Genomic DNA, 22,003 nt, shown 5'->3' on the forward strand with positions numbered 1-22,003 from the left:
TCAGTGGTGCCGCTGTCGAAATTGGCGCGCGGGCATCGAGCCCAAGTCGGTCAAAAGAAACGGGGCAGAAGCCTTGCAGCTCATGCCCCGTAGGTTCTTGGCGAGCGAGAGAGAGACTTCACACGTCTATATTCGCCGCCCGCAGCGCGTTCGTCTCAATGAAATCCCGCCGCGGCTCCACCTCATCCCCCATCAGCATCGTGAACACCCGATCCGCCTCGATCGCATCATCGATCTGCACGCGCAGCAGGCGCCGCACGTTCGGGTCCATCGTGGTCTCCCACAGCTGCTCGGGGTTCATCTCCCCCAGCCCCTTGTAGCGCTGCCTCGACGTCGTCCGCTCGGCCTCCGAGATCAGCCACTTCATCGCCGTGCGGAAGTCGCCCACCTTCTCTTCCTTCGCGCGCTCGCCCTCGCCGCGCTTGACCATCGCGCCTTCGGCCAGCAGACCGCGGAACGTATCCGCCGCCTCGGCCAACGCCTTGTAGTCGGCCCCGTGGACGAAGTCCTGGGTGATGACCGAGGACTTGATGTTGCCGTGGTGCCGGCGCGAGATGCGCAGGATCGGCTTGTCCGACCGCGTGTCGAACTCGCCGGCCACTTCCGCCGGCGCCGCATTGGTCAGGCGGTCGATCTCCTGCAGCTTGGCCTGCAGTGCCAGTGCGCTCTTTTCCGCGTCAGGCACCGTGTCCAGATTCAGCACCACGCCGTCCGAGATCGCGCGCAGCGCCTCGGCGTCCATGAAGCCGCTCAGGCGGTTGATCACGTTCTCGGCCACCTGGTGCTTGCGCGCCAGCTCCGCCAGCGTGTCGCCCTCGATCACGCGGTTGTCCGCGCCGCCGGTCTCCACCCTCGTGCCATGCAGGGCGATGCGCAGGAGGAAGCCATCGAGCTCGTGGCCGTCCGTTGAGCCTCACCCAAACACCAGAATCGGCCGAATCTCGATCACCCGCGCCTGCCCCGACCCGGCCCCATCCAGCACAACGAACGCCTCCTCCAGCAACCCGTCCACGTTCTGCCGCACCATGCGCAGCGGAAAACTCAGCATGCTCCCGAACGGATCCCAGTCGTAGCAGCCGAAGGTGCACTGGTCCAGCTCTTCGTGCGGCAGTGTCTTCAGGAACCGCACCACGCCTTCCAGGGCGATGGTGGAGTTCACGAACAGCGCGCGCGGCATGCCTTTCAGCCGCCGGTACAGGGCGGCAATCGCCGCTTCCGCGAGGTCGGGTTCGTAGCCGCAGGCATCCACCTGCCCCGGGCCGAGTTCGCCCACCTGCGAGTGCACGGCTTCCGAGAAGCCCTCGATCCGGCGCGCCGTCGCATGGTCCGACGCCAGGCCGCCCAGGAAGTAAGGCCGGTTGCGCGCCGCCGCCCGCAGCGGTTTCGACTTGGCGATCAGCTCCAGCGTCAGCTGCTGCGCTCCCCACAGGTTGTCGCTGATGACGGAGGTCGCCTTCTTCCCCGGCAGGTCGACGTTCACGTGCGCGATGCCGTGCGAGCGGCAGATGTCGCTGATGGCATCGGGGTCGGTCGCGCCGGCGATCACCAGCGACTCGACCCGGTACGAGATCAGCGTGCGCACCGTTTCCAGTTCCAGCGCCGGCTCGCGCAGGGTGCTGACGACGATGGGGTAGAGGTGCCGTTCGCGCGCGAGCTTCTCGAAGGTCTGCGCCATGCTGCTGAAGAAGCGGTTGTCGTGCAGCGGGATGATCATGCCGATCAGGCCCGAGCGGCTGGTGCGCAGCCCGCTCGCCTGGCGGTTCACGCTGAAGCGGTGTTCCTCGGCCAGCGCCAGCACGCGCTGCGCCGTCTCTTCGGCAATGCGGCGGCTGCGCCAGTTGCCGCTCAGCACCGAGCTCACCGTGGTGGCCGACACGTCCGCCATGCGGGCCAGGTCGTAGATGGTGGACTTGTTGTTCCGCATTACGGGTAAACGACAGGAGTTCGCCGGCAGGCGGCTCCCTAGAATGTAGCGCAATCGATTGCGCAAAACCATCCCTCCCTCGCACACCTCCGCACTTCTCCATGTCCGATTCGAATCCACCCGAGCCCTCCGACGCAGACTTCCAGGGCCGCATCGGCGCCACCTGGCAGGAGTCGCAGCCGTGGTGGCCCGAGCCGGTGAAGGCCAGGCCGGGCGCGCCCAACGTGGTGGTGGTGCTCTATGACGACGTGGGCTTCGGCAGCTTCGGCTGCTACGGCTCCGAGATCGCCACGCCGACGATGGATGCTCTCGCTGGCGAGGGGCTGCGCTACAACAACTTCCACGTCACGCCCCTGTGCTCGCCCACGCGCGCGTCGCTGCTCACCGGGCGCAACCACCACAGCGTGGGCATGGCGTTCCTGGCCAACGCCGACAGCGGCTTTCCCGCCACGCGCGGCCACATCAGCAAGCAGGCCGCCACGCTGGCCGAGATGCTCAAGTCCAGCGGCTACAACACGATGTGCGTCGGCAAGTGGCACGTCGCGCCCATCGACCAGACCAGCGCCGCGGGCCCCTACGACCAATGGCCCCTGGGCCGCGGCTTCGAGCGCTTCTACGGCTTCCTCGACGCGCTGACCGACCATTTCTACCCGGACCTGGTGCACGACAACCACCGCGTGGACCCGCCGAAGACGCCCGAGGAGGGCTACCACCTCACCGACGATCTCATCGACCATGCGATCGGCTTCGTGCGCGACCAGGTGTCCGCCTCCGGCGAAAAGCCTTTCTTCGCCTACCTCGCCTTCGGCGCGGCGCACTGCCCGCACCAGGCGCCGCAGTCCTTCCTGGACAAGTACCGCGGCAAGTACGACGAAGGCTGGGACGTGATCCGCGAGCGTCGCTACCGCCGCCAGCTGGAACAGGGCGTGATCCCGAAGGGCACAACGCTGGCGCCGCGCAACCAGGGCGTGCAGGCCTGGGACGCGCTCTCCGCCGACGAGAAGCGCGTGTCGGCCCGCTTGCAGGAGGCCTTCGCGGCGATGGTGGACCACACCGACCATGCGCTCGGACGCTTCGTCGACTACCTCAAGCAGGTCGGCAAGTTCGACAACACGATCTTCGTGGTGCTGGCCGACAACGGCGCCAGCCAGGAAGGCGGCGCGGGCGGCACCACCAACATCGTGGCCTACGAGAACGGCAACCAGCCCGACCTGGCCTACAACCTGGCGCGCATCGACCAGATCGGCGGCCCGCGCAGCCAGACCAACTACCCGCAAGGCTGGGCGCAGGTGGGCAATACGCCGCTGCGCCGCTACAAGCAGAACACCCACGCGGGCGGGGTGCGCGCGCCGCTGATCGTGTCGTGGCGCGACGGCCTGAAGGCCCGCGGCGGCGTGCGCAGCCAGTTCCACCACGTCATCGACATCGCGCCCACCATCCTGGACCTGGCGGGCATCGCGCCGCCCAAGGTCTACAACGGCGTACCGCAGATGCCGGTGCACGGCGTCAGCATGCGCTACTCCTTCGAGGATGCGGCGGCGCCGACGCGGCGCGACACGCAGTACTTCGAGATGTTCACGCACCGCGCCATCTGGCACGACGGCTGGAAGGCCGTGTCCTTCCACAAGCGCGGCGGCAGCTACGACGACGACACCTGGGAGCTGTACAACCTGGACGCGGACTTCTCCGAGTGCAAGGACCTCGCCGCCGAACATCCGGACAAGCTGCAGAACCTGGTGGGCCGCTGGTGGGCCGAGGCCGGCCGCTTCGGCGTGCTGCCGCTGGACGACCGCGGCTTCCCGGAGCGCGCCGTCAAGTACCAGAGCCCGGGCTCGCCGCGCCTGCGCACGCGGCTGGTGCTCTATCCCGGCATGAGCCGCATCCCCAGCGGCGCCGCGCCGCTGATGGTCAACCGCTCCTTCCGCATCACCGGGCGTCTCGCGCACACGGGCCGGGCGCCCGAAGGCGTGGTGGTGTCGCTGGGCGACCTGAGCGGCGGCTTCACGATGTACGTGCAGGGCGGCCGCCTCTTCTTCGAATACAACCACGAAGGCACGCCTTACCGGGTCGCGAGCAGTGCCGGCGCCGTGACGGCCGGCGCCGGCACCCTCGACTTCGAATTCGAGCGCACCGCCGACTACGCCGGCATCGGCCGCCTCTTCGTCGACGGCAAGCCCGTCGGCGAGGGCGAGATCCCGCGCAGCGCCCGCTGGTTCATCTCCTGGTCGGCGCTGGACGTCGGCCGCGACTCGCTGTCGCGCGTGAGCGATGCCTACGCCGACGAATTTGCCTTCACGCCGGGCGCGCTGCAGCGGGTCGAGATCGAACTCGAGCCGCAGCAGGACCCGGTGGACCACCAGCCGATGGACTGATGGCCGGCAGCGCACGACCCGCATGGCGCTGGGCCGGCTCCGCCCCGGAGGCGGACGCCACGCTGCCGTTCTGGCGGCGCGAGCCGGGGCGCGCGCAGTGGCTCGCCATCGCCGCCCTGTCGCTGGCGGCGATGTTCGCGGCCTGGTGGTACGCGACCCGGCCCGAGGGCTGGATCTCGCCGCTGTTCCTGCCGCCGCCGCAGGAGGTGTGGGACGCCTTCGTGCGCCTGTGGAAGCGCCCTTACCTGGGCAGCTCGCTGGGCGAGCACGTGGCGGCCAGCCTGCGCATCGTGGCCGGCGGCTGGCTGCTCGCGGGCGCCATCGGCGTGCCCCTGGGCATCGCCATGGGCTGGTGGCCGCGGGTGCGCTGGATCGCCTTCCCCATCTTCCAGATCCTGCGGCCGGTGCCGCCCCTCGCCTGGATTCCGCTCGCCATCCTGTGGCTGGGCATCGGGAACCCGGCGCGCATCTTCGTGGTGTTCATCGCCGCCATCGTGCCCTGGGTGCTGAACTCCATGCAGGCGGTGTACTCCATCGACAACCTGCTGGTGCGCGCGGCCAGGACTCTGGGCGCCAGCGATGCGCAGATCCTCACCCGCGTCGTCTGCCGCACCGCTCTGCCCACGCTGGTGGCCGGTGCGCGCATCGCGCTGGGCAACGCGTGGACGACGCTGGTCGCGGCCGAACTGCTCGCCGCCACGGCGGGGCTGGGCTACATCGCGCTCAATGCATCGCGCACGCTGGAAGTGGGGATCCTGCTGGTGGCCATGGCCATCATCGGCGTGCTGGGCGCGCTGTTCTCCATCGGCATGCACCTGCTCACGCGCTGGGTGGCGCCGTGGGCCCAGGCCGGGAGGGCGGGATGAACGCGCTGGCGGGGGCCACGCCCGTGCACGCGCCCCGCCGCCGGCCGGTGGGGCCGGCGGTGCTGTACGGCGCGGGCGCCATCGCCGCCCTGCTGGCGCTCTGGGCGATTGCCGCCGCCATTCCCGGCTTCATTCCGGCACGCGTGCTGCCCTCGCCGTGGGAGGTCGTGGGCCGCTTCGCTTCCCTGCTCGCCGAGCCCTTCAGCGGCGCCACGCTCATCGGGCACGCAGGTGTGTCCCTGCAGCGTTGGGGCCTCGGCGTGCTGGCCGCGCTCGCCCTCGGCCTGCCAGTCGGCATCGCGCTGGCCTGGCTGCCGCCGCTGCGCGCGGTGGTCACGCCGGTGTTCGAGCTGCTGCGCTACATCCCGCCCTTCGCGTGGGTGCCGATCGCGGTGCTGTGGTTCGGCGCGTCGACGACGACGCAGGCGCTGATCGTGTTCATCGCGGCCTTCCCGGCCTGCATCATCAACACCCAGCTCGCGGTGGCCCAGGTCGATCCCATCCTCGTGCGCGCGGCACGCACGCTGGGTGCTGGCTCGCTGACGACGCTGCGACGCGTGGTGCTGCCGGTGGCGGCGCCCACCATCTTCACCGGCATGCGCATCGCGTTCAGCAACGGCTGGATGGCGCTGGTCGGCGCGGAACTGGTGGTCGGCAAGCAGGGCCTGGGCTTCCTCATCTCGCAGGGCCAGATCAACGATTCCGCCGCGACCATCCTCGTGGGCATGACAAGCATCGGCGTGCTCGGCTTCCTCATCGACGCGCTGCTGCAGCGCCTGCAGTCCACCCTCCTGCCCTGGAAGCCGGCGCTGGCCCGGCCGCTGGAATGACGAACGCACCCAAGATGGAAATCCGGGGGGTCTCCAAGACCTTCCACGCCCGCGGCGGCGAAACGCCGGCCCTGGAACGCAGCGACCTGGCCATCGCCAAGGGCGAGTTCGTCACCGTGGTCGGCCCCTCGGGCTGCGGCAAGTCGACGCTGATGATGATCGCGGCGGGGCTGGAGGCGCCGAGCACCGGCGAGGTGCTGGTGGACGGGCGCCCGGCCGGTGCCGCCGGGCCGCAGCGCAGCGTGGTGTTCCAGCGCTTCGCGCTGTTTCCTTCCGAGACCGTGGCCCGGAACATCGGCTTCGGCCTCACGGTGGCCGGCGTGCCGCGCGAGGAATGCGAGCGGCGCGTGGGCGAGCAGCTGGAGCTGATGGGCCTGCAGCGCTTCCGCAATGCCTACCCGCACGAACTCTCCGGCGGCATGCAGCAGCGCGTGGCGATCGCCCGGGCGCTGGCGGTGCGGCCCGAGATCCTGCTGATGGACGAGCCTTTCGGCGCGCTCGACGCGCAGACCCGCACCGTGCTGCAGGAAGAGGTGTCGCGCCTGCAGCGCGAGCTGCACTACACGGTGCTCTTCATCACCCACAGCGTCGAGGAAGCGGTGTACCTGAGCGACCGCGTGATCGTGATGTCCAAGGGCCCCGGCCGCATCCTGCGCGAGATCGCCGTGCCGCGTGACGCGGCCTGGCGCGGCGTCGACATCGAGCAGGCCGGCGAGCACGCCGACTTCATGCGGACCAAGCGCGAGATCTGGGAACTGATTCGCGGCGAGATCGTGCGCCACTAGCGCCGGCACCTGTCCGGCATTCCACAAGCAAAGGAGACGTTCATGACGAAGTTGGCAACTCTGGTGGCTACCGCAACGGTCGCCATGGCGGGCATCACCTTGGCCGCATCGCCCGCCGGCGCCCAGGCGCAGGGCGCCGCACCGGTGAAGATGGTGCTGATCAGCCAGTCGAACGAGGCCGGCTTCCCGCTGTGGCTGGCCAAGCGGCTGGGCTACTTCTCCGGCAACGGCATCGACGCGACGATCAAGTACTTCCCCAACGGCGGCGCCGCGCTCGCCTCGGGCGCCGCGGGCGACTGGCAAGGCGGCTGGATCGGCTCGCCGCCGGCCATCACCGGCTATGCCAAGTTCGGCCTGACGCCGGTCGGCACGATGATGAAGGAAGACCGCAACATCAAGCTGATCATGCGCAAGGACGCGCTCAAGGGCAGCAGCCCCGCGCAGGTGCTGGTCTCCGGCAAGACCGGCTCCGTGCCGAACAGCACCTGGAGCCAGGTGCTGTATGCCTGCGCGAAGCACTTCAAGGTGGACCCCGACAAGATGAAGGTGGTGCCGCTGGAGCCGCCGGTCACGCGCCAGTCGCTGCGCTCGGGCGAGATCGCCGCGGGCACCACCGATTCCTCGCCCGACATCGATCTCGTCAACGACAAGGCCAACTTCGAGGTGGTGTGCGACGGCGCGGTGGCGGGCACCTCGGTGATCGACCCCTGGATCGTGACGCGCAAGTTCGCCACCGAGAACCCGGCCGCCGCGGCGGCCTTCGTGGAAGCGGGCTTCCGCGCCAACGAGCTGATCATGAAGGACCGCGAGAAGGCCGTGGCCTACCTGCTGGAGTTCTACAAGGACGTCGGCATCGACGGCGACGAGCGCAAGGCGCGCTACACGCTCGGCTACCGCGACTACCAGACGCTGGACCAGGCACTGGCCGACGCGCGCTCCGGCGCCAGCGAGAAGGCGCTGACGGAGACAGCACAGGTCTTCGTCGCCGGCGGTGCCTACGACAAGGTGCCGGACCTCAAGGGCGCGATCGCCGCGGGCCTGCCCATCCTCGAAGCCGCCCGGAAGCTGCGCAAGTGAGCATGGGAAGAATGCAAGGCAAGGTGGCGGCCATCACCGGCGCCGCCTCGGGCATCGGCTTGGCCTGCGCGAAAGCGCTGCTGGCCGAGGGCGCGAAGGTGGTGCTGGTGGACCGCGCCGCGGACAAGCTGCAGCAGCTTTGCGCGGAGCTCGGCGACCAGGCCGTGCCCCTGGCCGTGGACCTGTTGAAGCCGGCCGAAGTCGACGCGCTGCTGCCGCAGATCCTGCAGCGCGCCGGCCGGCTGGACATCTTCCACGCCAATGCCGGCGCTTACATCGGCGGTGACGTCACGCAGGGCGATCCCGACGCCTGGGACCGCATGCTGAACCTGAACGTGAATGCGGCCTTCCGCTCGGTGCGCGCCGTGGTCCCGCACCTGGTCGAACAGAAGTCGGGCGACATTCTCTTCACCAGCTCCATCGCCGGCGTGGTGCCCGTGGTCTGGGAACCGATCTACACCGCCTCCAAGTTCGCGGTGCAGGCCTTTGTGCACAGCACGCGACGCCAGCTGTCCAAACATGGCGTGCGCGTGGGCGCGGTGCTCCCCGGCCCGGTGGTGACGGCGCTGCTGGACGACTGGCCCAAGGCCAAGATGGAAGAGGCCTTGGCCTCGGGCAGCCTGATGCAGCCGCAGGAAGTCGCCGAGGCGGTGGTGTTCATGCTGACGCGGCCGCGGAACGTGACCGTCCGCGACCTCGTGATCCTTCCCAACAGCGTCGACCTGTGACCGCGGCCCGGTACGTCATCGGCGTCGACGTGGGCACGGCCAGCGCGCGGGCCGGCGTGTTCGACAGCGCCGGCCGCATGCTGGCCTCGGCGAAGCAGGACTTCGCCGTGTTCCATGCGCCGGGCTCCATCGTGGAGCAATCGAGCCGGGAGATCTGGAACGCGGTGTGTACCGCCGTGCGGCAGGCGCGCGCGGAAGCGGGCATCGCGGCCGACCAGGTCGCGGGCATCGGCTTCGACGCCACCTGCTCGCTGGTGGTGCTGGGCGAAAGCGGCCAGCCGCTGGCGGTGGGGCCGTCGGAAGACCCGGCGCGCGACATCATCGTGTGGATGGACCATCGCGCCATTGCGCAGGCCGAGCGGATCAACGCCACCGGCCACGCGGTGCTGAAGTACGTGGGCGGCCGCATCTCGCCGGAGATGGAAACGCCCAAGCTGCTGTGGTTGCTGGAGAACCGCCCGGCGCAGTTCGCGGCGGCCTGGCAGTTCTTCGACCTCGCCGACTTCCTGACCTGGCGGGCCACCGGCGACCTGGCGCGGTCGACCTGCACCGTCACCTGCAAGTGGACCTATCTCGCGCACGAGCGCCGCTGGGACGCGAGCTATTTCCGCGAGGTGGGGCTCGGCGTGCTGGCGGAGGAAGGCTTCGCGCGCATCGGCCGCACGGTGGTCGACCCCGGCACGGCCATGGGGAAGGGTTTGACCGCGCAGGCGGCGGCGGAACTCGGGCTGCAGCCCGGCACCGCGGTGGGCGCCGGCATGATCGACGCGCACGCGGGCGGCATCGGCACCGTCGGCGCCGACGGCGATGCGCAAGGCTGCCTGGCCTACGTGTTCGGCACCTCGTCCTGCACCATGACCAGCACCCGCGAGCCGGTGTTCGTTCCGGGGGTGTGGGGACCGTACTTCTCGGCGATGGTGCCGGACCTGTGGCTCAACGAAGGCGGGCAATCGGCGGCGGGTGCCGCGATCGACCAGCTGCTGTCCATGCATCCCGCCGTCGCTGAGGCGCGCCGCCGCGCCGAGGCCGCAGGGCAATCGCTGCCCGCGCTGCTGGCCGCCCTGGCGGCACGCAAGGCGCAGGATCCCTCGCAATTGCTGAACGGCCTGCACGTGGTGCCGGAGTTCCTCGGCAACCGCGCCCCCTTCGCCGACCCGCAGGCGCGCGCGCTGATCGCAGGCCTGGGCATGGACAACGACCTGGACAGCCTCGTCTCCCTCTACATCGCCGGCCTCTGCGGCATCGGCTACGGCCTGCGGCAGATCATCGAGACGCAAGCCGCGTCCGGTGCGCCGATCGCGCGGGTGGTAATCAGCGGGGGCGCCGGCCGCGACGACCTGGTGCGGCAGCTGCTGGCGGACGTGACCGGCAAGCCGGTGCTCGCCACCGAGGCGGAAGAGCCGGTGCTGCTGGGTGCTGCGATGTTGGGTGCGGTGGCCGGCGGCGTGCATGCGGACGTGGCGTCGGCGATGCAGCGGATGTCGCATGTCGGCCGGACCTACACGCCCGCCGGCGGCGCAACCGCCAGCCTGCATCACGCGCGCTACCGTGCCTTCACGCAACTGCAGGAAGTGGGCCGCGCCATCCGTTAGGCGGCGCGCAGGATGTCTTCCGCGCTGCCCCCTGCCTCCACCAGCCGCGCCATCTGCGTCATGGGCGCATCGATGTGCTGGAAGAAAGCCTTGTACCCAGCGCACAGGTAGTTGAGCCCACCCTCGCCATCCGGCGTGGTGACGAAGCGGTTGCGCGGACACTCGCCATAGCAGGCGAACAGCACGGGGCACTCCTTGCAGTATTTCGGCAGCGTGTCGAACTTGGCGTCGCCGAAGCGCCGCTGCTGCTCCGAGGTCACCAGGCTGCGCAGCGATGCTTCCCGAACGTTCCCCAGCCTGTGCTCCGCCTCCACGTAGTGGTCGCAGGAGTAGACGTCGCCGTTATGCTCCATCGTGAGCGCCGCCCCGCAGGTCGGTGCCACGATGCAGGCGTTGTGCTCGCCCAGCCAGCTGCCCAGCGCCACGTCGAAGGTCGTCACGAAGACGGTGCCGACGTCGCGCTGCACCCATTCGTCGAACACGCCGATCAGGAAGCGGCCGAAGGCCTCGGCGTCCACGGTGCGGCCGGTGACCAGCGAGCCCTCCTGCCGGTACAGCGGGCGGTCGGTGCCGCGGTGGCCGCCCCAGCCCTGGTTGGCGAAGGCGATGGTCTGCTCGGTGGCGCGCTCGACGATCGGGATCAGCTGGATGTAGCGCGCCCCCAGCTCGTCACGGAAGAAGCGGTAGACCTCCAGCGGATGGTCCTGGTTCGCTGCGTTGACCGTGCACAGGACATTGGTGTCCACCCCGTGCCGGCGCAGGATGTTCCAGCCGCGGAACACCGCGTCGAAAGTGCCCTGGCCCTTCTTGTCGATGCGGTAGGCGTCGTGCATCGCGCGCGGGCCGTCGAGGCTGATGCCGACCAGGTAGCCGTGCTCCTTGAAGAAGGCGGCCCACTCGTCGTCGACCAGCGTGCCGTTGGTCTGCATGGTGTGCAGGATGCGCTGGTGCGGCTGGCGGTACTTTTCGGCGAGCGCCACCGAGCGGCGATAGAAGTCCAGCCCCCGCAGCATCGGCTCGCCGCCCTGCCAGGAGACCTCGACCTGGGGCCCCGGCGACGACTCCAGCAGCTGGCGCAGGTAGGCCTCCAGCACTTCCTCGGTCATCAGCGGGCTCTCGCGCGCGGGATACAGGTTCTCCTTCGACAGGAAGAAACAGTACTGGCAGCCCAGGTTGCAGGCCGCGCCCGCGGGTTTGGCGAGCAGGTGGTACGGCGGCGCGGGGACTTCCATGCAGCCTGCCCCGCGCTCAGACGTCGATGTTCGCGGCGCGCAGGGCGTTCGTCTCGATGAAGTCCCGTCGCGGCTCCACTTCATCGCCCATCAGCATCGTGAACACCCGGTCGGCTTCGATCGCGTCGTCGATCTGCACCCTCAGCAGTCGCCGCACATTCGGATCCATCGTGGTTTCCCACAGCTGCTCGGGGTTCATCTCCCCCAGCCCCTTGTAGCGCTGGCGGGACGTGGTGCGTTCGGCCTCCGAGATCAGCCACTTCATCGCCGTCCGGAAGTCGCCCACCTTCTCTTCCTTCGCCCGCTCACCCTCGCCGCGCTTGACCATCGCGCCTTCGGCCAGCAAACCGCGGAAAGTGTCCGCCGCCTCGGCCAACGCCTTGTAATCGGCCCCGTGGACAAAGTCCTGGGTGATGACCGAGGACTTGATGTTGCCGTGGTGCCGGCGCGAGATGCGCAGGATCGGCTTGTCCGACCGCGTGTCGAACTCGCCGGCCACTTCCGCCGGCGCCGCATTGGTCAGGCGGTCGATCTCCTGCAGCTTGGCCTGCAGCGCCAGCGCGCTCTTTTCCGCGTCGGGCACCGTGTCCAGGTTCAGCACCACGCCGTCCGAGATCGCGCGCAGCGCCTCGGCGTCCATGAAGCCGCTCAGGCGGTTGATCACGTTCTCGGCCACCTGGTGCTTGCGCGCCAGCTCCGCCAGCGTGTCCCCTTCGATCACGCGGTTGTCCGCGCCGCCGGTCTCCACCTTGGCGCCATTGAGCGCGATGCGCAGCAGGTAGCCATCGAGCTCGCTGCCGTCCTTGAGGTACAGCTCCTCCTTGCCGCTCTTCACCTTGTACAGCGGGGGCTGGGCGATGTAGATGTGGCCGCGCTCCACCAGCTCGGTCATCTGGCGGTAGAAGAACGTGAGCAGCAGCGTGCGGATGTGGGCGCCGTCCACGTCGGCGTCGGTCATGATGATGATGCGGTGGTAGCGCAGCTTGGCCACGTCGAAGTCGTCGACGCCGCTCTTGCCTGACTCCACCGCGGCCTTGCCGATGCCGGTGCCCAGCGCGGTGATCAGCGTGACGATCTCGTTGGACGTCAGCAGCTTCTCGTAGCGCGCCTTCTCCACGTTCAGGATCTTGCCGCGCAGGGGCAGGATGGCCTGGAACTTCCGGTCGCGGCCCTGCTTGGCGCTGCCGCCGGCGGAGTCGCCCTCGACGATGTAGATCTCGCACAGGGCCGGATCCTTCTCCTGGCAGTCGGCCAGCTTGCCGGGCAGGCCCATGCCGTCCAGCACGCCCTTGCGGCGCGTCATCTCGCGGGCCTTGCGGGCTGCTTCACGCGCACGCGCGGCTTCGACGATCTTGCCGACGATGATCTTGGCGTCGTGGGGCCGCTCCTGCAGGAAGTCGTTCAGCTTGTTGGCCACCACGTCTTCCACCGGGCCGCGCACTTCGCTGGAAACCAGCTTGTCCTTGGTCTGGCTGGAGAACTTGGGCTCGGGCACCTTCACGCTCAGCACGCAGGTCAGGCCCTCGCGCATGTCCTCGCCGGAGATCTCCACCTTGGCCTTCTTGGCCAGCTCGTTGTCTTCGATGTACTTGTTGATGACGCGCGTCATCGCCGCGCGCAGGCCCGTGAGGTGGGTGCCGCCGTCGCGCTGCGGGATGTTGTTGGTGAAGCAGAGCACCTGCTCGTTGTAGCCGCTGTTCCACTGCATCGCGACCTCGACGCCGATCATCGTGTTCTGGTCGCTCTTGCTCTCGCCGATGGCCGTGAACGCGTTGGGGTGCAGCACCTGCTTGCCCTTGTTCACGAACTCGACGAAGCCCTTGACGCCGCCGGCACCGGCGAAGTCGTCTTCCTTGTTGGTGCGCTCGTCCAGCAGGCGGATGCGCACGCCGTTGTTCAGGAAGCTCAGCTCGCGCAGGCGCTTGGCCAGGATCTCGTAGTGGAAATCGTTGTTTTCCTTGAAGATCTCGGTGTCCGGCAGGAAGTGCACCTCGGTGCCGCGCTTGTCGGTGTCGCCCAGGATGTGCATCGGGCGGATGAGCGCCTTCTCGCCGGTCTGCGGGTTGGCTTCTTCGTGCACTTCGCCGCTCTTGACGACGAAGCCCTTGCTGAATTCCAGCTCGTGCACCTTGCCGTCGCGCCGCACCACCACGCGCAGCATGGAGGACAGCGCGTTGACGCAGCTGACGCCCACGCCGTGCAGGCCGCCCGAGACCTTGTAGCTGTTCTGGTTGAACTTGCCGCCGGCGTGCAGCTCGGTCAGCGCGATCTCGGTGGCCGAGCGCTTGGGCTCGTGCTTGTCGTCCCACTTGATGCCCGTGGGGATGCCGCGGCCGTTGTCGGTGACGCTGATCGAGTTGTCGGTGTGGATGGTGACGACGATGTCGTCGCAGTGGCCGGCCAGCGCCTCGTCGATGGAGTTGTCGACCACCTCGAACACCAGGTGGTGCAGGCCCGTGCCGTCGGACGTGTCGCCGATGTACATGCCGGGGCGCTTGCGCACCGCCTCCAGGCCTTCCAGGATCTGGATGGAGCTGGCGCCGTAGTCGTTCAGCCCGGGCGGCGGCACGGCGGGTTGGCCGCCGTTGTTCGCGGGCTCTTCGGGCGGGAGGGGAGTGCTGTGATCTTGGGCCATGACCTGCTTTGCTTTCGTCGTCCCCGCGGGGGCGGGGACCCAGGGCTTCCGCCCTGGTCTATCGGTGGGGTTCGCCGCTTCGCCTGCTCACCGCCACCCTACATTCGTTCGGACGGCTTCCTGGGTCAGATGCGCATCGGCATCACGACGTACTTGAAGCTCGCGTTCTCCGGGATCGTGACCAGCGCCGAGCTGTTGGCGTCGGCGAGTTCCAGCTTGACCATGTCCTGGTCCATGTTGGCCAGGGCGTCGATCAGGTAGGTGACGTTGAAGCCGATCTCGATCGCATCGCCACCGTAGTCGATGTCGAGCTCGTCCACGGCTTCTTCCTGTTCGGCGTTGTTGCTCGCCACGCGCAGCGTGCCGGGCTCCAGGTTCAGGCGCACGCCCTTGAACTTCTCGCTGGTCAGGATGGCGGTGCGCTGCAGGCTGGCCAGCAGCGGCGCGCGGCCCAGGGTCACCGAGTTCTTGTGGTTCTTGGGGATGACGCGGTTGTAGTCGGGGAACTTGCCTTCGACCAGCTTGGTCACGAACTCCATGCCGCCGAACGCGAACTTGGCCTGGTTGTTGGCGAACTGCATCTCGATGGCGCCTTCGGCGTCCGACAGCAGCCGCTGCAGCTCCAGCACCGTCTTGCGCGGCAGGATCACTTCCTGGCGGGGCACTTCGACGTCGAGGTTGGCGGAAGCGAAGGCCAGGCGGTGGCCGTCGGTGGCCACGAGCGACAGGGCCTTGCCTTCGGCCACGAACAGGATGCCGTTGAGGTAGTAGCGGATGTCGTGCACCGCCATCGCGAAGGAGACTTGGTTCAGCAGGTCCTTCAGCGTCTTCTGCGGCACCGAGAATTTCGGCCCGAAGCTCGGGGCTTCCTGCACCAGCGGGAAGTCTTCGGCCGGCAGCGTCTGCAGCGTGAAGCGCGACTTGCCGCCCTTCAAGATCAACTTGTTCTGGTTCGACTCGAGGCTGACCGTCTGGTCGCTGGGCATGGTGCGCAGGATGTCGATCAGCTTGCGCGCGCCCACCGTGGTGGTGTAGCTGCCCGCATCGCCGTCCATGTCGGCGCTGGTGCGGATCTGGATCTCGAGGTCGCTGGTGGTGAACTGCAGGTTGCCGGCGGTCTTGCGCACCAGCACGTTGGCCAGGATCGGCAAGGTATGCCGCTTCTCGACGATGCCCGCTACCGACTGGAGGACCGAGAGCAGTTTTTCTTGCGTTGCCTTCAGGACGATCATGTCTTCCTCTTCCTATCCGAATTCGTTGTCGTGTAGCGGGTGAAACCGTTATTTTCGCTTATTTCACAGGCACTTACCCAGCCGTGTCGGGTGGGGGCGAGGCCGGTCGGTGGGGTTCGCCGCTTCGCTGGCGCACCGCCACCCCATAAGTGGCAAAAAGTCCGGATCCGGTATTCGCAGGGTGGCGGCGGCCGCAGCCGCCAGCCGGTGAGGATCGCGAACCCCACCGCCTGCCCTGTTCCCCCGCTCCCTCACCCCTTGAGCGTCTGCTCCAGCACGTGCAACTGCTGGTTCAGCTCCGTCAGCTGCTGGCGCTCGCTGGAGATCTTGCGCACCGCGTGCAGCACCGTGGTGTGGTCGCGGCCGCCGAACAGTTCGCCGATCTCGGGCAGGCTTTTCTGGGTGAGTTCCTTGGCCAGGTACATCGCGATCTGGCGCGGGCGGGCGATGGAGGCCGGGCGCTTCTTGCTGTACATGTCGGCGACCTTGATCTTGTAGTAGTCGGCCACCGTCTTCTGGATGTTCTCCACGCTGATCTGCCGGTTCTGGATCGACAGCAGGTCGCGCAGCGCCTCGCGGGCCAGCTGGATGGAGATTTCCTTCTGGTTGAAGCGCGAGTACGCCAGGATCTTGCGCAGCGCCCCTTCGAGCTCGCGCACGTTGGAGCGCACGTTCTTGGCCACGAAGAAGGCCACTTCCTCGGGCATCTCGGTGCCTTCGGCGCGCGCCTTGTTGATCAGGATGGCCACGCGCATCTCCAGCTCCGGCGGCTCGATGGCCACCGTGAGGCCCGAGTCGAAGCGGGACACGAGGCGCTCGTGGATGTCCGCCAGGCCCTTCGGATACGTGTCCGAGGTCATCACGATGTGGCTCTTCTTGGCCAGCAGGGCCTCGAAGGCGTTGAAGAATTCCTCCTGCGTCCGGTCCTTGTTGGCGAAGAACTGGACGTCATCTATCAACAGGAGGTCGAGCGAGTGGTAGCGCTCCTTGAATTCGTCGAAGGTCTTGCGCTGGTAGGCCTTGACCACGTCGGACACGAACTGCTCGGCGTGGATGTAAAGAATCTTCGAATTCGGCTTGTCGGCCAGCAGCTTGTTACCTACGGCGTGCACGAGATGGGTCTTGCCCAGCCCGACGCCACCGTAGATGAACAGCGGGTTGTACAGGTGGCCGGGCGTGCCGGACACGTGCATGGCCGCAGCCCGGGCCATGCGGTTGGCCGTTCCTTCGACCAGCGTGTCGAAGGTCAGGGCCGTGTTCAGGCGGCTCTTGAAGCCGCCGGGGGCGACTTCTTCCGCGATTTCCTCGGGCTCGGCCACACCCCCGTTCACCGCCACGGCCGGCGAGGAATAAGTCCTGGTGCCGTTTTCCCGCGGAGTGATGGCTAACTCGAGCTGCACGGGCTGGCCGTACAGCTTCTCGAGAACGGCCGCGATGCGGCCGGCGTACTGGGCGCGCACCCAGTCCAGCTTGAACCGGTTGGCCACGAACAGCGTGACCTTGGAAAAGTCATCGGAGACCTGGGCCGACATCGGCTTGATCCAGGTGTTGAACTGCTGCTCGGGGAGGTCCTGTGCCAGCTGCTCGACGCAGGCTTGCCAAAGGCTGTCGCCTGCGTCCAGGCTGGATGCGGTCGCCAGCCTGCCGTGTTGCCCCTCACTCATGTGCCCCGTCGCTCCTGTGGATTAGTTTTGTCGCGCGAAACGGCGGATTCTAGTTGCTGAACACCTTATCCACACAAGCCCGTGACGCTGTCCGTGGGGTGAATGCAAGAGGGGTTGACAACCGGGTTGCTTGTCCGGGTTAGCCATTTTGGGGATAATGCCGGGTTTTCCCGAGAAGCAACATGAAACGCACCTACCAACCCTCCAAAGTGCGCCGCGCACGCACCCACGGCTTCCTGGTCCGCATGAAGACCCGTGGCGGCCGCGCCGTGATCAACGCTCGCCGCGCCAAGGGCCGCAAGCGCCTGGCTGTCTAAGTCAGCGCCGCCTGAGCAAGCGCAGCCTGCGCCTGCCTGCCGTGCAGCGGCTCAAGACCCGGGCACAGTTCGAGGCAGCGATGGCAGGCGGCACCGCCTCCCGGACGCCGCATTTCGTGCTGCACCGCGCAGCCTTCGCGCCGTCCCACCCCGCAGGGCCTGAGCCGATCGAGAGCCAGGCCCTGTTTGCCGTTCAGACTGAACCCTGGATCGGCGCGGTGGTGCCCAAGCGCCATGCGAAGCGGGCCGTCACCCGCAACGGCATCAAGCGGCAGATCTACGCCGTGAGCGCGTCCTTCGCCGATCGCCTGCCCGCGGCCGCCCATGTGGTGCGGCTGCGGATGGACTTCGCCCGCAAGGATTTCCCCAGCGCCTGGTCCGACCCGCTGAAGGCGGCCGTGCGGGGGGAATTGCTGCAACTGTTCGAGAAGGCGGCCCTCCCCGTTGGCGATGTCACCCCGGCGCAGGCCGGGATCGACGGGCCCTCGCGATGAAGCGCGTCCTCATGGCATTGGTGAAGGCCTACCGCCTGACCCTCTCCCCCTGGATAGGCTCGGCCTGCCGCTTCACCCCCACCTGCTCCGCCTATTCCCTCAAGGCACTGGAGCAGCACGGCGCCGCCGCCGGCGCCTACCTCACCGTGGCGCGCCTTGCGCGTTGCCATCCCTGGTGCGCGGGCGGGCATGATCCCGTTCCGGCCCAGCCCCCGCGGCTGTTCACGCGCTGGGGCGCGCATCCACAACAGAAGAACTCTCCATGACCGACATCCGCCGCACCATCCTCTGGGTGATCTTCGGCTTCTCCCTGGTGATGCTGTGGGACCAATGGCAGGTCCACAACGGCAAGCCCGCCACCTTCTTCCCCTCCGGCAAACCCGCCGTGACGGCCAAGGCGCCCTCGCCCGCGGCCAGCGCCAATGCAGCAGCCGCCAGCGGCATCAGCATGGTGCCGCAGTCCACCGCGGCGGCCGCCCCCGGCGCGGTGCCGCCCGTGGCCCTGCCCGGCGCGCCCGCAGCCGCGTCGCGTGAACTCATCACGGTCAGCAACGACCTGGTGCGCGTCACCTTCGACAGCGAAGGCGGCTCGATCGTGCGCACCGAGCTGCTGAAGTACGCCGGCGACAAGACCGGCGAGCCCTTCGTGCTGATGAACCACAACGCCGAACGCGTGTACCTGGCGCAGACCGGGCTGATCGGCGGCGACTTCCCGAACCACAAGACGGTGATGACCTTCAGCGGCGACCGCGCCCTGAAGGAAGGTGCCAACGAGCTGGTGGTGAAGTTCGAGTCGCCGGTGCAAGGCGGCGTGAAGCTCGTGAAGATCTACACGCTCAAGCGCGGCGACTACGCGATGACCGTGGCGCACCAGGTGGTGAACACCGGCGCCGCGCCGGTGACGCCGCAGCTGTATCTGCAGCTGGTTCGCGACGGCAACAAGCTGCCGGGCGAGTCGTCCTTCTATTCGACCTTCACCGGCCCGGCGGTCTACACGCCGGAGAAGAAGTTTCACAAGGTGGAGTTCAGCGACATCGAGAAGGGCAAGGCCGAAATCGACAAGACCGCCGAGAGCGGCTACGTGGCGATGGTGCAGCACTACTTCGCCAGCGCCTGGATCCTGCCGGACGGCATCAAGCGCGAGAACTTCGTGCGCAAGGTGTCGGACAACCTGTACGCCGTCGGCATGCTCTCGCCCCTGACCGTCGCGCCCGGCGCCGCAGTCGACGTGCCGGCCAAGTTCTACTCCGGCCCCGAAGAGGAAAAGCGCCTGGAGCAGATCGCCCCCGGCCTGGAGCTGGTGAAGGACTACGGCTGGCTGGCCATCATCGCCAAGCCGCTGTACTGGCTGCTGTCGCTGCTGCACTCCTACATCGGCAACTGGGGCTGGTCGATCATGGCCCTGGTGCTGCTGATCAAGGTCGCCTTCTACTGGCTGCAGGCCAAGGGCTACGAGTCGATGGCGAAGATGAAGGCCATCAACCCCAAGGTGATGGCCCTGCGCGAGCGCCACAAGGACAACCCGCAGCAGATGCAGCAGGAGATGATGCGCGTCTACAAGGAGGAGAAGGTCAACCCGCTGGGCGGCTGCCTGCCCATCATGGTGCAGATCCCGGTGTTCATCGCGCTCTACTGGGTGCTGCTGTCCTCGGTGGAAATGCGCGGCGCGCCCTGGGTGGGCTGGATCCGCGACCTCTCGGTGCAGGACCCGTACTTCATCCTGCCCGCGGTGATGACGCTGACCACGCTGCTGCAGACCGCGCTGAACCCGGTGCCGCCGGACCCGATGCAGGCCAAGATGATGTGGCTCATGCCGCTGGTCTTCTCCGTCATGTTCTTCTTCTTCCCGGCCGGCCTGGTGCTGTACTGGATCACGAACAACGTGCTGTCGATCGCGCAGCAATGGCTGATCAACACCCGCATGGGCGTGCCGCCGGAGTTCAACATGCCCAAGTTCGGGCAGGCCGCGGCCGCGGACAAGAAATAGAAGCTTCGTCATCCCCGCGCAGGCGGGGACCCGGAAAGAGGGCCGCAACTGCGGCCCTTTTTTTCATGGCGTTGCGGCTGCACGCGCAATCCCTGGGGCGCTGGATCCGCCTCCCGCGGTTGGCGGCGCAAGGCCGGGATGGCATGGTCCAATATCCCCATGCTCGCGCGCCTCGACCAGCCCATCGCCGCCATCGCCACCGCTCCCGGGCGCGGCGCGGTGGGGATCGTGCGGGTGTCCGCCAAGGACGTTTCTTCGCTCATCGCGGCGGTCTGCGGCCGGACGCTCAAGCCGCGCGAAGCGACCTACCTGCCCTTTCGCGCCGCCGACGGCAGCGCCATCGACCAGGGGCTGGCGATCCACTTCCCCGCGCCGCATTCCTATACCGGCGAGGACGTGCTGGAGCTGCAGGCGCACGGCGGGCCGGTGGTGCTGCAGCTGCTGCTGGCGCGCTGCCTGGAGGCGGGTGCTTCCATCCACCTGCGGGTCGCCGAACCGGGCGAATTCACGCAACGCGCGTTCTTGAACGGCAAGCTGGATCTCGCGCAGGCCGAGGCGATCGCCGACCTGATCGACGCATCGACGGAAGCGGCGGCGCGCAGTGCGACGCGCTCGCTCGCTGGGGAGTTCTCGCGCGAAGTGCACACGCTGCGCGATGCGCTGATCAACCTGCGCATGCTGGTCGAAGCGACGCTGGACTTTCCCGAGGAGGAGATCGACTTCCTGCAGAAGGCCGACGCGCAGGGGCAGCTCGATCGCCTGCAGGCCAACCTCGCGCGCGTGATGCAGCGCGCGCACCAGGGCGCGCTGCTGCGCGAAGGCCTGCACGTGGTGATCGCGGGGCAGCCGAATGCGGGCAAGAGCTCGCTGCTCAATGCGCTGGCGGGGGCGGAGCTTGCGATCGTGACGCCGATCCCCGGCACGACGCGCGACGTGGTGCGGCAGACGATCCAGATCGAAGGGGTGCCGCTGCACGTGGTGGATACCGCCGGCCTGCGCGAAGGCGCGGACCAGGTCGAGCAGATCGGCATCGAGCGCGCCTGGGGGCAGATCGAGAAGGCGGATGCGGTGGTGTTCCTGCACGACCTCACGCGGGCGGATGCGGCGGACTACCAGGCGGCCGACGCCGCGATCGCGGCGAAGTTGCCGTCAGACGTGCCGGTGGTGGAGGTGTGGAACAAGGCGGATGCGGTGGACGGCAGGGCTGTTGATTCGGGTGCTCTTCGTAGGGTGGCGGTGAGCGCCGCGAACCCCACCGAACCCCACAGCGCGCTCACCCTGTCCGCCAAGACCGGCGAGGGGCTGGACCACCTGCGCAGGAAGCTCCTCGACATCGCCGGCTGGCAAGCGGCGCCGGAGGGCGTCTTCATTGCGCGCGAGCGTCACCTGCACGCGCTGCGGCGTGTCGACGCGCACCTGATGGAAGCCGCGGCGCATCTCGCGCGCAAGGCACAGGCCCTCGACCTGTTGGCGGAAGAGTTGCGCCTGGCGCAGAACGCGCTGTCGGAGATCACGGGCGAGTTCAGTGCCGATGATCTGCTGGGGGTGATCTTCAGCAGGTTCTGCATCGGCAAGTAGCGCCGGTGGGCTTCACACTCCGCACCGCCCCCTCACCGCTTTCCCTTCCCCTCGCCCACGCTCGCATCGATCAACGCATCCGCCATCCACAGCACCGTCTTCTCGATCTCCTTCGCCTCCATCCCCCACATGTCCTTGAGGATGGTGTACGCCTCGATGCCATAGAGCACCGACAGCGACCGGTGCAGCCGTTCGCGCGAAGCGGGCGGCAGTTCTCCCTTGAGCGGCAGCAGCGCATTCGAAAGAATCCCCACGCGATGCCCACGCCGGTACGGCTCTTCCTCCAGCAGCCCGGCGCGCTGCAGCGCCCACTGCTCCAGCGCCAGCTGCAGCGCCGCGCGCAGCTGCGGCTCATACGCCTGGAAGCGCGGGAAGGTTTCCTTGAAGATCGCGTGCACCCGTTCGCGCGCACCCTCGGCGTCGCTGCCCAGCGGCCCGTTGCGCACGGGCCCGAGCGACACGTCGACCACGCTCGTGATCAGCGCACTGCGGCTCGGGAAGTAGCGGTACGCGGTGGCGCGCGACACGTTGGACCGCACGGCGACTTCGGCGATCGACGGAATGTGTCCGTCCTGCTGGATCAGGTCCATCGCCGTGTCCAACAGTAACTTGAACGTGGACGCGCGCACGCCTCCGCTCGGTGGCGGCGGCGGTTCCGTGGGTTTGTAGGCGGCGCGGGGCAAGGGAAAC

At 68.1% G+C, this 22,003-nt stretch carries 18 protein-coding genes and 1 pseudogene; 12 read left to right on the forward strand and 7 right to left on the reverse strand.

The window, feature by feature from the left end:
• Nucleotides 1–118: 118 nt before the first annotated feature.
• Nucleotides 119–904, reverse strand: a pseudogene (gyrB, locus tag AC3EGR_RS05635) (DNA gyrase subunit B); the annotation flags it as partial.
• Between the two features lie 9 nt (nucleotides 905–913).
• Nucleotides 914–1,924 (reverse strand): LacI family DNA-binding transcriptional regulator, encoded by a 1,011-nt coding sequence (locus tag AC3EGR_RS05640; RefSeq protein ID WP_488545467.1) that lies wholly within the window; start codon nucleotides 1,922–1,924, stop codon nucleotides 914–916.
• A gap of 101 nt (nucleotides 1,925–2,025) precedes the next feature.
• Here AC3EGR_RS05640 and AC3EGR_RS05645 point away from each other — a divergent pair, with 101 nt between their 5' ends.
• The 7 genes from AC3EGR_RS05645 to AC3EGR_RS05675 are packed head-to-tail and all read left to right on the forward strand — an operon-like array spanning nucleotide 2,026 to nucleotide 10,174.
• The gene (locus tag AC3EGR_RS05645) at nucleotides 2,026–4,296 is read left to right on the forward strand and encodes a sulfatase-like hydrolase/transferase (RefSeq protein WP_488545468.1); all 2,271 of its coding nucleotides are present in this window, start codon (nucleotides 2,026–2,028) and stop codon (nucleotides 4,294–4,296) included.
• Nucleotides 4,296–5,162: an ABC transporter permease gene (locus tag AC3EGR_RS05650; RefSeq protein WP_488545469.1), complete on the forward strand. Its 867-nt coding sequence runs from the start codon at nucleotides 4,296–4,298 to the stop codon at nucleotides 5,160–5,162. Before AC3EGR_RS05645 ends, AC3EGR_RS05650 begins: the two co-directional genes overlap by 1 nt.
• The gene (locus AC3EGR_RS05655; RefSeq protein ID WP_488545470.1) at nucleotides 5,159–5,992 is read left to right on the forward strand and encodes an ABC transporter permease; all 834 of its coding nucleotides are present in this window, start codon (nucleotides 5,159–5,161) and stop codon (nucleotides 5,990–5,992) included. The genes AC3EGR_RS05650 and AC3EGR_RS05655 overlap by 4 nt, the downstream gene beginning before the upstream one ends.
• The gene (locus AC3EGR_RS05660) at nucleotides 5,989–6,777 is read left to right on the forward strand and encodes an ABC transporter ATP-binding protein (RefSeq protein ID WP_488545471.1); all 789 of its coding nucleotides are present in this window, start codon (nucleotides 5,989–5,991) and stop codon (nucleotides 6,775–6,777) included. The genes AC3EGR_RS05655 and AC3EGR_RS05660 overlap by 4 nt, the downstream gene beginning before the upstream one ends.
• 42 nt (nucleotides 6,778–6,819) lie before the next feature.
• The gene (locus AC3EGR_RS05665) at nucleotides 6,820–7,854 is read left to right on the forward strand and encodes an ABC transporter substrate-binding protein (RefSeq protein WP_488545472.1); all 1,035 of its coding nucleotides are present in this window, start codon (nucleotides 6,820–6,822) and stop codon (nucleotides 7,852–7,854) included.
• Nucleotides 7,855–7,856: 2 nt separating this feature from the next.
• The gene (locus AC3EGR_RS05670) at nucleotides 7,857–8,582 is read left to right on the forward strand and encodes an SDR family oxidoreductase (RefSeq protein WP_488545473.1); all 726 of its coding nucleotides are present in this window, start codon (nucleotides 7,857–7,859) and stop codon (nucleotides 8,580–8,582) included.
• Nucleotides 8,579–10,174: an FGGY-family carbohydrate kinase gene (locus AC3EGR_RS05675; protein WP_488545474.1), complete on the forward strand. Its 1,596-nt coding sequence runs from the start codon at nucleotides 8,579–8,581 to the stop codon at nucleotides 10,172–10,174. The genes AC3EGR_RS05670 and AC3EGR_RS05675 overlap by 4 nt, the downstream gene beginning before the upstream one ends.
• Here the strand turns inward: AC3EGR_RS05675 and AC3EGR_RS05680 are convergent.
• From AC3EGR_RS05680 to dnaA, 4 genes are all read right to left on the reverse strand, one after another.
• Nucleotides 10,171–11,406, reverse strand: a complete 1,236-nt coding sequence (locus tag AC3EGR_RS05680) for an anaerobic sulfatase maturase (RefSeq protein WP_488545475.1) — start codon at nucleotides 11,404–11,406, stop codon at nucleotides 10,171–10,173. The genes AC3EGR_RS05675 and AC3EGR_RS05680 overlap by 4 nt on opposite strands.
• Before the next feature lie 16 nt (nucleotides 11,407–11,422).
• Entirely contained in the window at nucleotides 11,423–14,041 is a 2,619-nt protein-coding gene (gyrB, locus tag AC3EGR_RS05685) for a DNA topoisomerase (ATP-hydrolyzing) subunit B (RefSeq protein ID WP_488545476.1), read from the reverse strand.
• A gap of 125 nt (nucleotides 14,042–14,166) precedes the next feature.
• On the reverse strand, nucleotides 14,167–15,273 hold the full coding sequence (gene dnaN, locus AC3EGR_RS05690; RefSeq protein WP_488545477.1) for a DNA polymerase III subunit beta: 1,107 nt from the start codon (nucleotides 15,271–15,273) through the stop codon (nucleotides 14,167–14,169).
• A gap of 251 nt (nucleotides 15,274–15,524) precedes the next feature.
• Nucleotides 15,525–16,937, reverse strand: coding sequence for a chromosomal replication initiator protein DnaA (gene dnaA, locus AC3EGR_RS05695; protein WP_488545478.1), 1,413 nt, complete (start codon nucleotides 16,935–16,937; stop codon nucleotides 15,525–15,527).
• A gap of 182 nt (nucleotides 16,938–17,119) precedes the next feature.
• Here dnaA and rpmH point away from each other — a divergent pair, with 182 nt between their 5' ends.
• The 5 genes from rpmH (at nucleotide 17,120) to mnmE (ending at nucleotide 21,313) form a co-directional block, all read left to right on the forward strand.
• Nucleotides 17,120–17,254 carry a 50S ribosomal protein L34 gene (gene rpmH, locus AC3EGR_RS05700; protein ID WP_027101598.1) on the forward strand — a complete coding sequence of 45 codons (135 nt, stop codon included), beginning with the start codon at nucleotides 17,120–17,122 and terminating at the stop codon, nucleotides 17,252–17,254.
• A gap of 41 nt (nucleotides 17,255–17,295) precedes the next feature.
• On the forward strand, nucleotides 17,296–17,748 hold the full coding sequence (locus tag AC3EGR_RS05705; RefSeq protein WP_488545479.1) for a ribonuclease P protein component: 453 nt from the start codon (nucleotides 17,296–17,298) through the stop codon (nucleotides 17,746–17,748).
• Nucleotides 17,745–18,014 carry a membrane protein insertion efficiency factor YidD gene (gene yidD / locus AC3EGR_RS05710; RefSeq protein WP_488545480.1) on the forward strand — a complete coding sequence of 90 codons (270 nt, stop codon included), beginning with the start codon at nucleotides 17,745–17,747 and terminating at the stop codon, nucleotides 18,012–18,014. Before AC3EGR_RS05705 ends, yidD begins: the two co-directional genes overlap by 4 nt.
• Nucleotides 18,011–19,735, forward strand: coding sequence for a membrane protein insertase YidC (gene yidC / locus AC3EGR_RS05715; RefSeq protein ID WP_488545481.1), 1,725 nt, complete (start codon nucleotides 18,011–18,013; stop codon nucleotides 19,733–19,735). Before yidD ends, yidC begins: the two co-directional genes overlap by 4 nt.
• A 159-nt stretch (nucleotides 19,736–19,894) precedes the next feature.
• The gene (gene mnmE / locus AC3EGR_RS05720; RefSeq protein ID WP_488545482.1) at nucleotides 19,895–21,313 is read left to right on the forward strand and encodes a tRNA uridine-5-carboxymethylaminomethyl(34) synthesis GTPase MnmE; all 1,419 of its coding nucleotides are present in this window, start codon (nucleotides 19,895–19,897) and stop codon (nucleotides 21,311–21,313) included.
• 32 nt (nucleotides 21,314–21,345) lie between these two features.
• Here the strand turns inward: mnmE and AC3EGR_RS05725 are convergent, their stop codons facing one another.
• Complete coding sequence (locus tag AC3EGR_RS05725; protein ID WP_488545483.1) at nucleotides 21,346–21,915, reverse strand: TetR/AcrR family transcriptional regulator; 570 nt, start codon at nucleotides 21,913–21,915, stop codon at nucleotides 21,346–21,348.
• Nucleotides 21,916–22,003: the final 88 nt, after the last annotated feature.

The sequence above is a fragment of the Ramlibacter sp. G4-7 genome (genome assembly GCF_057784995.1).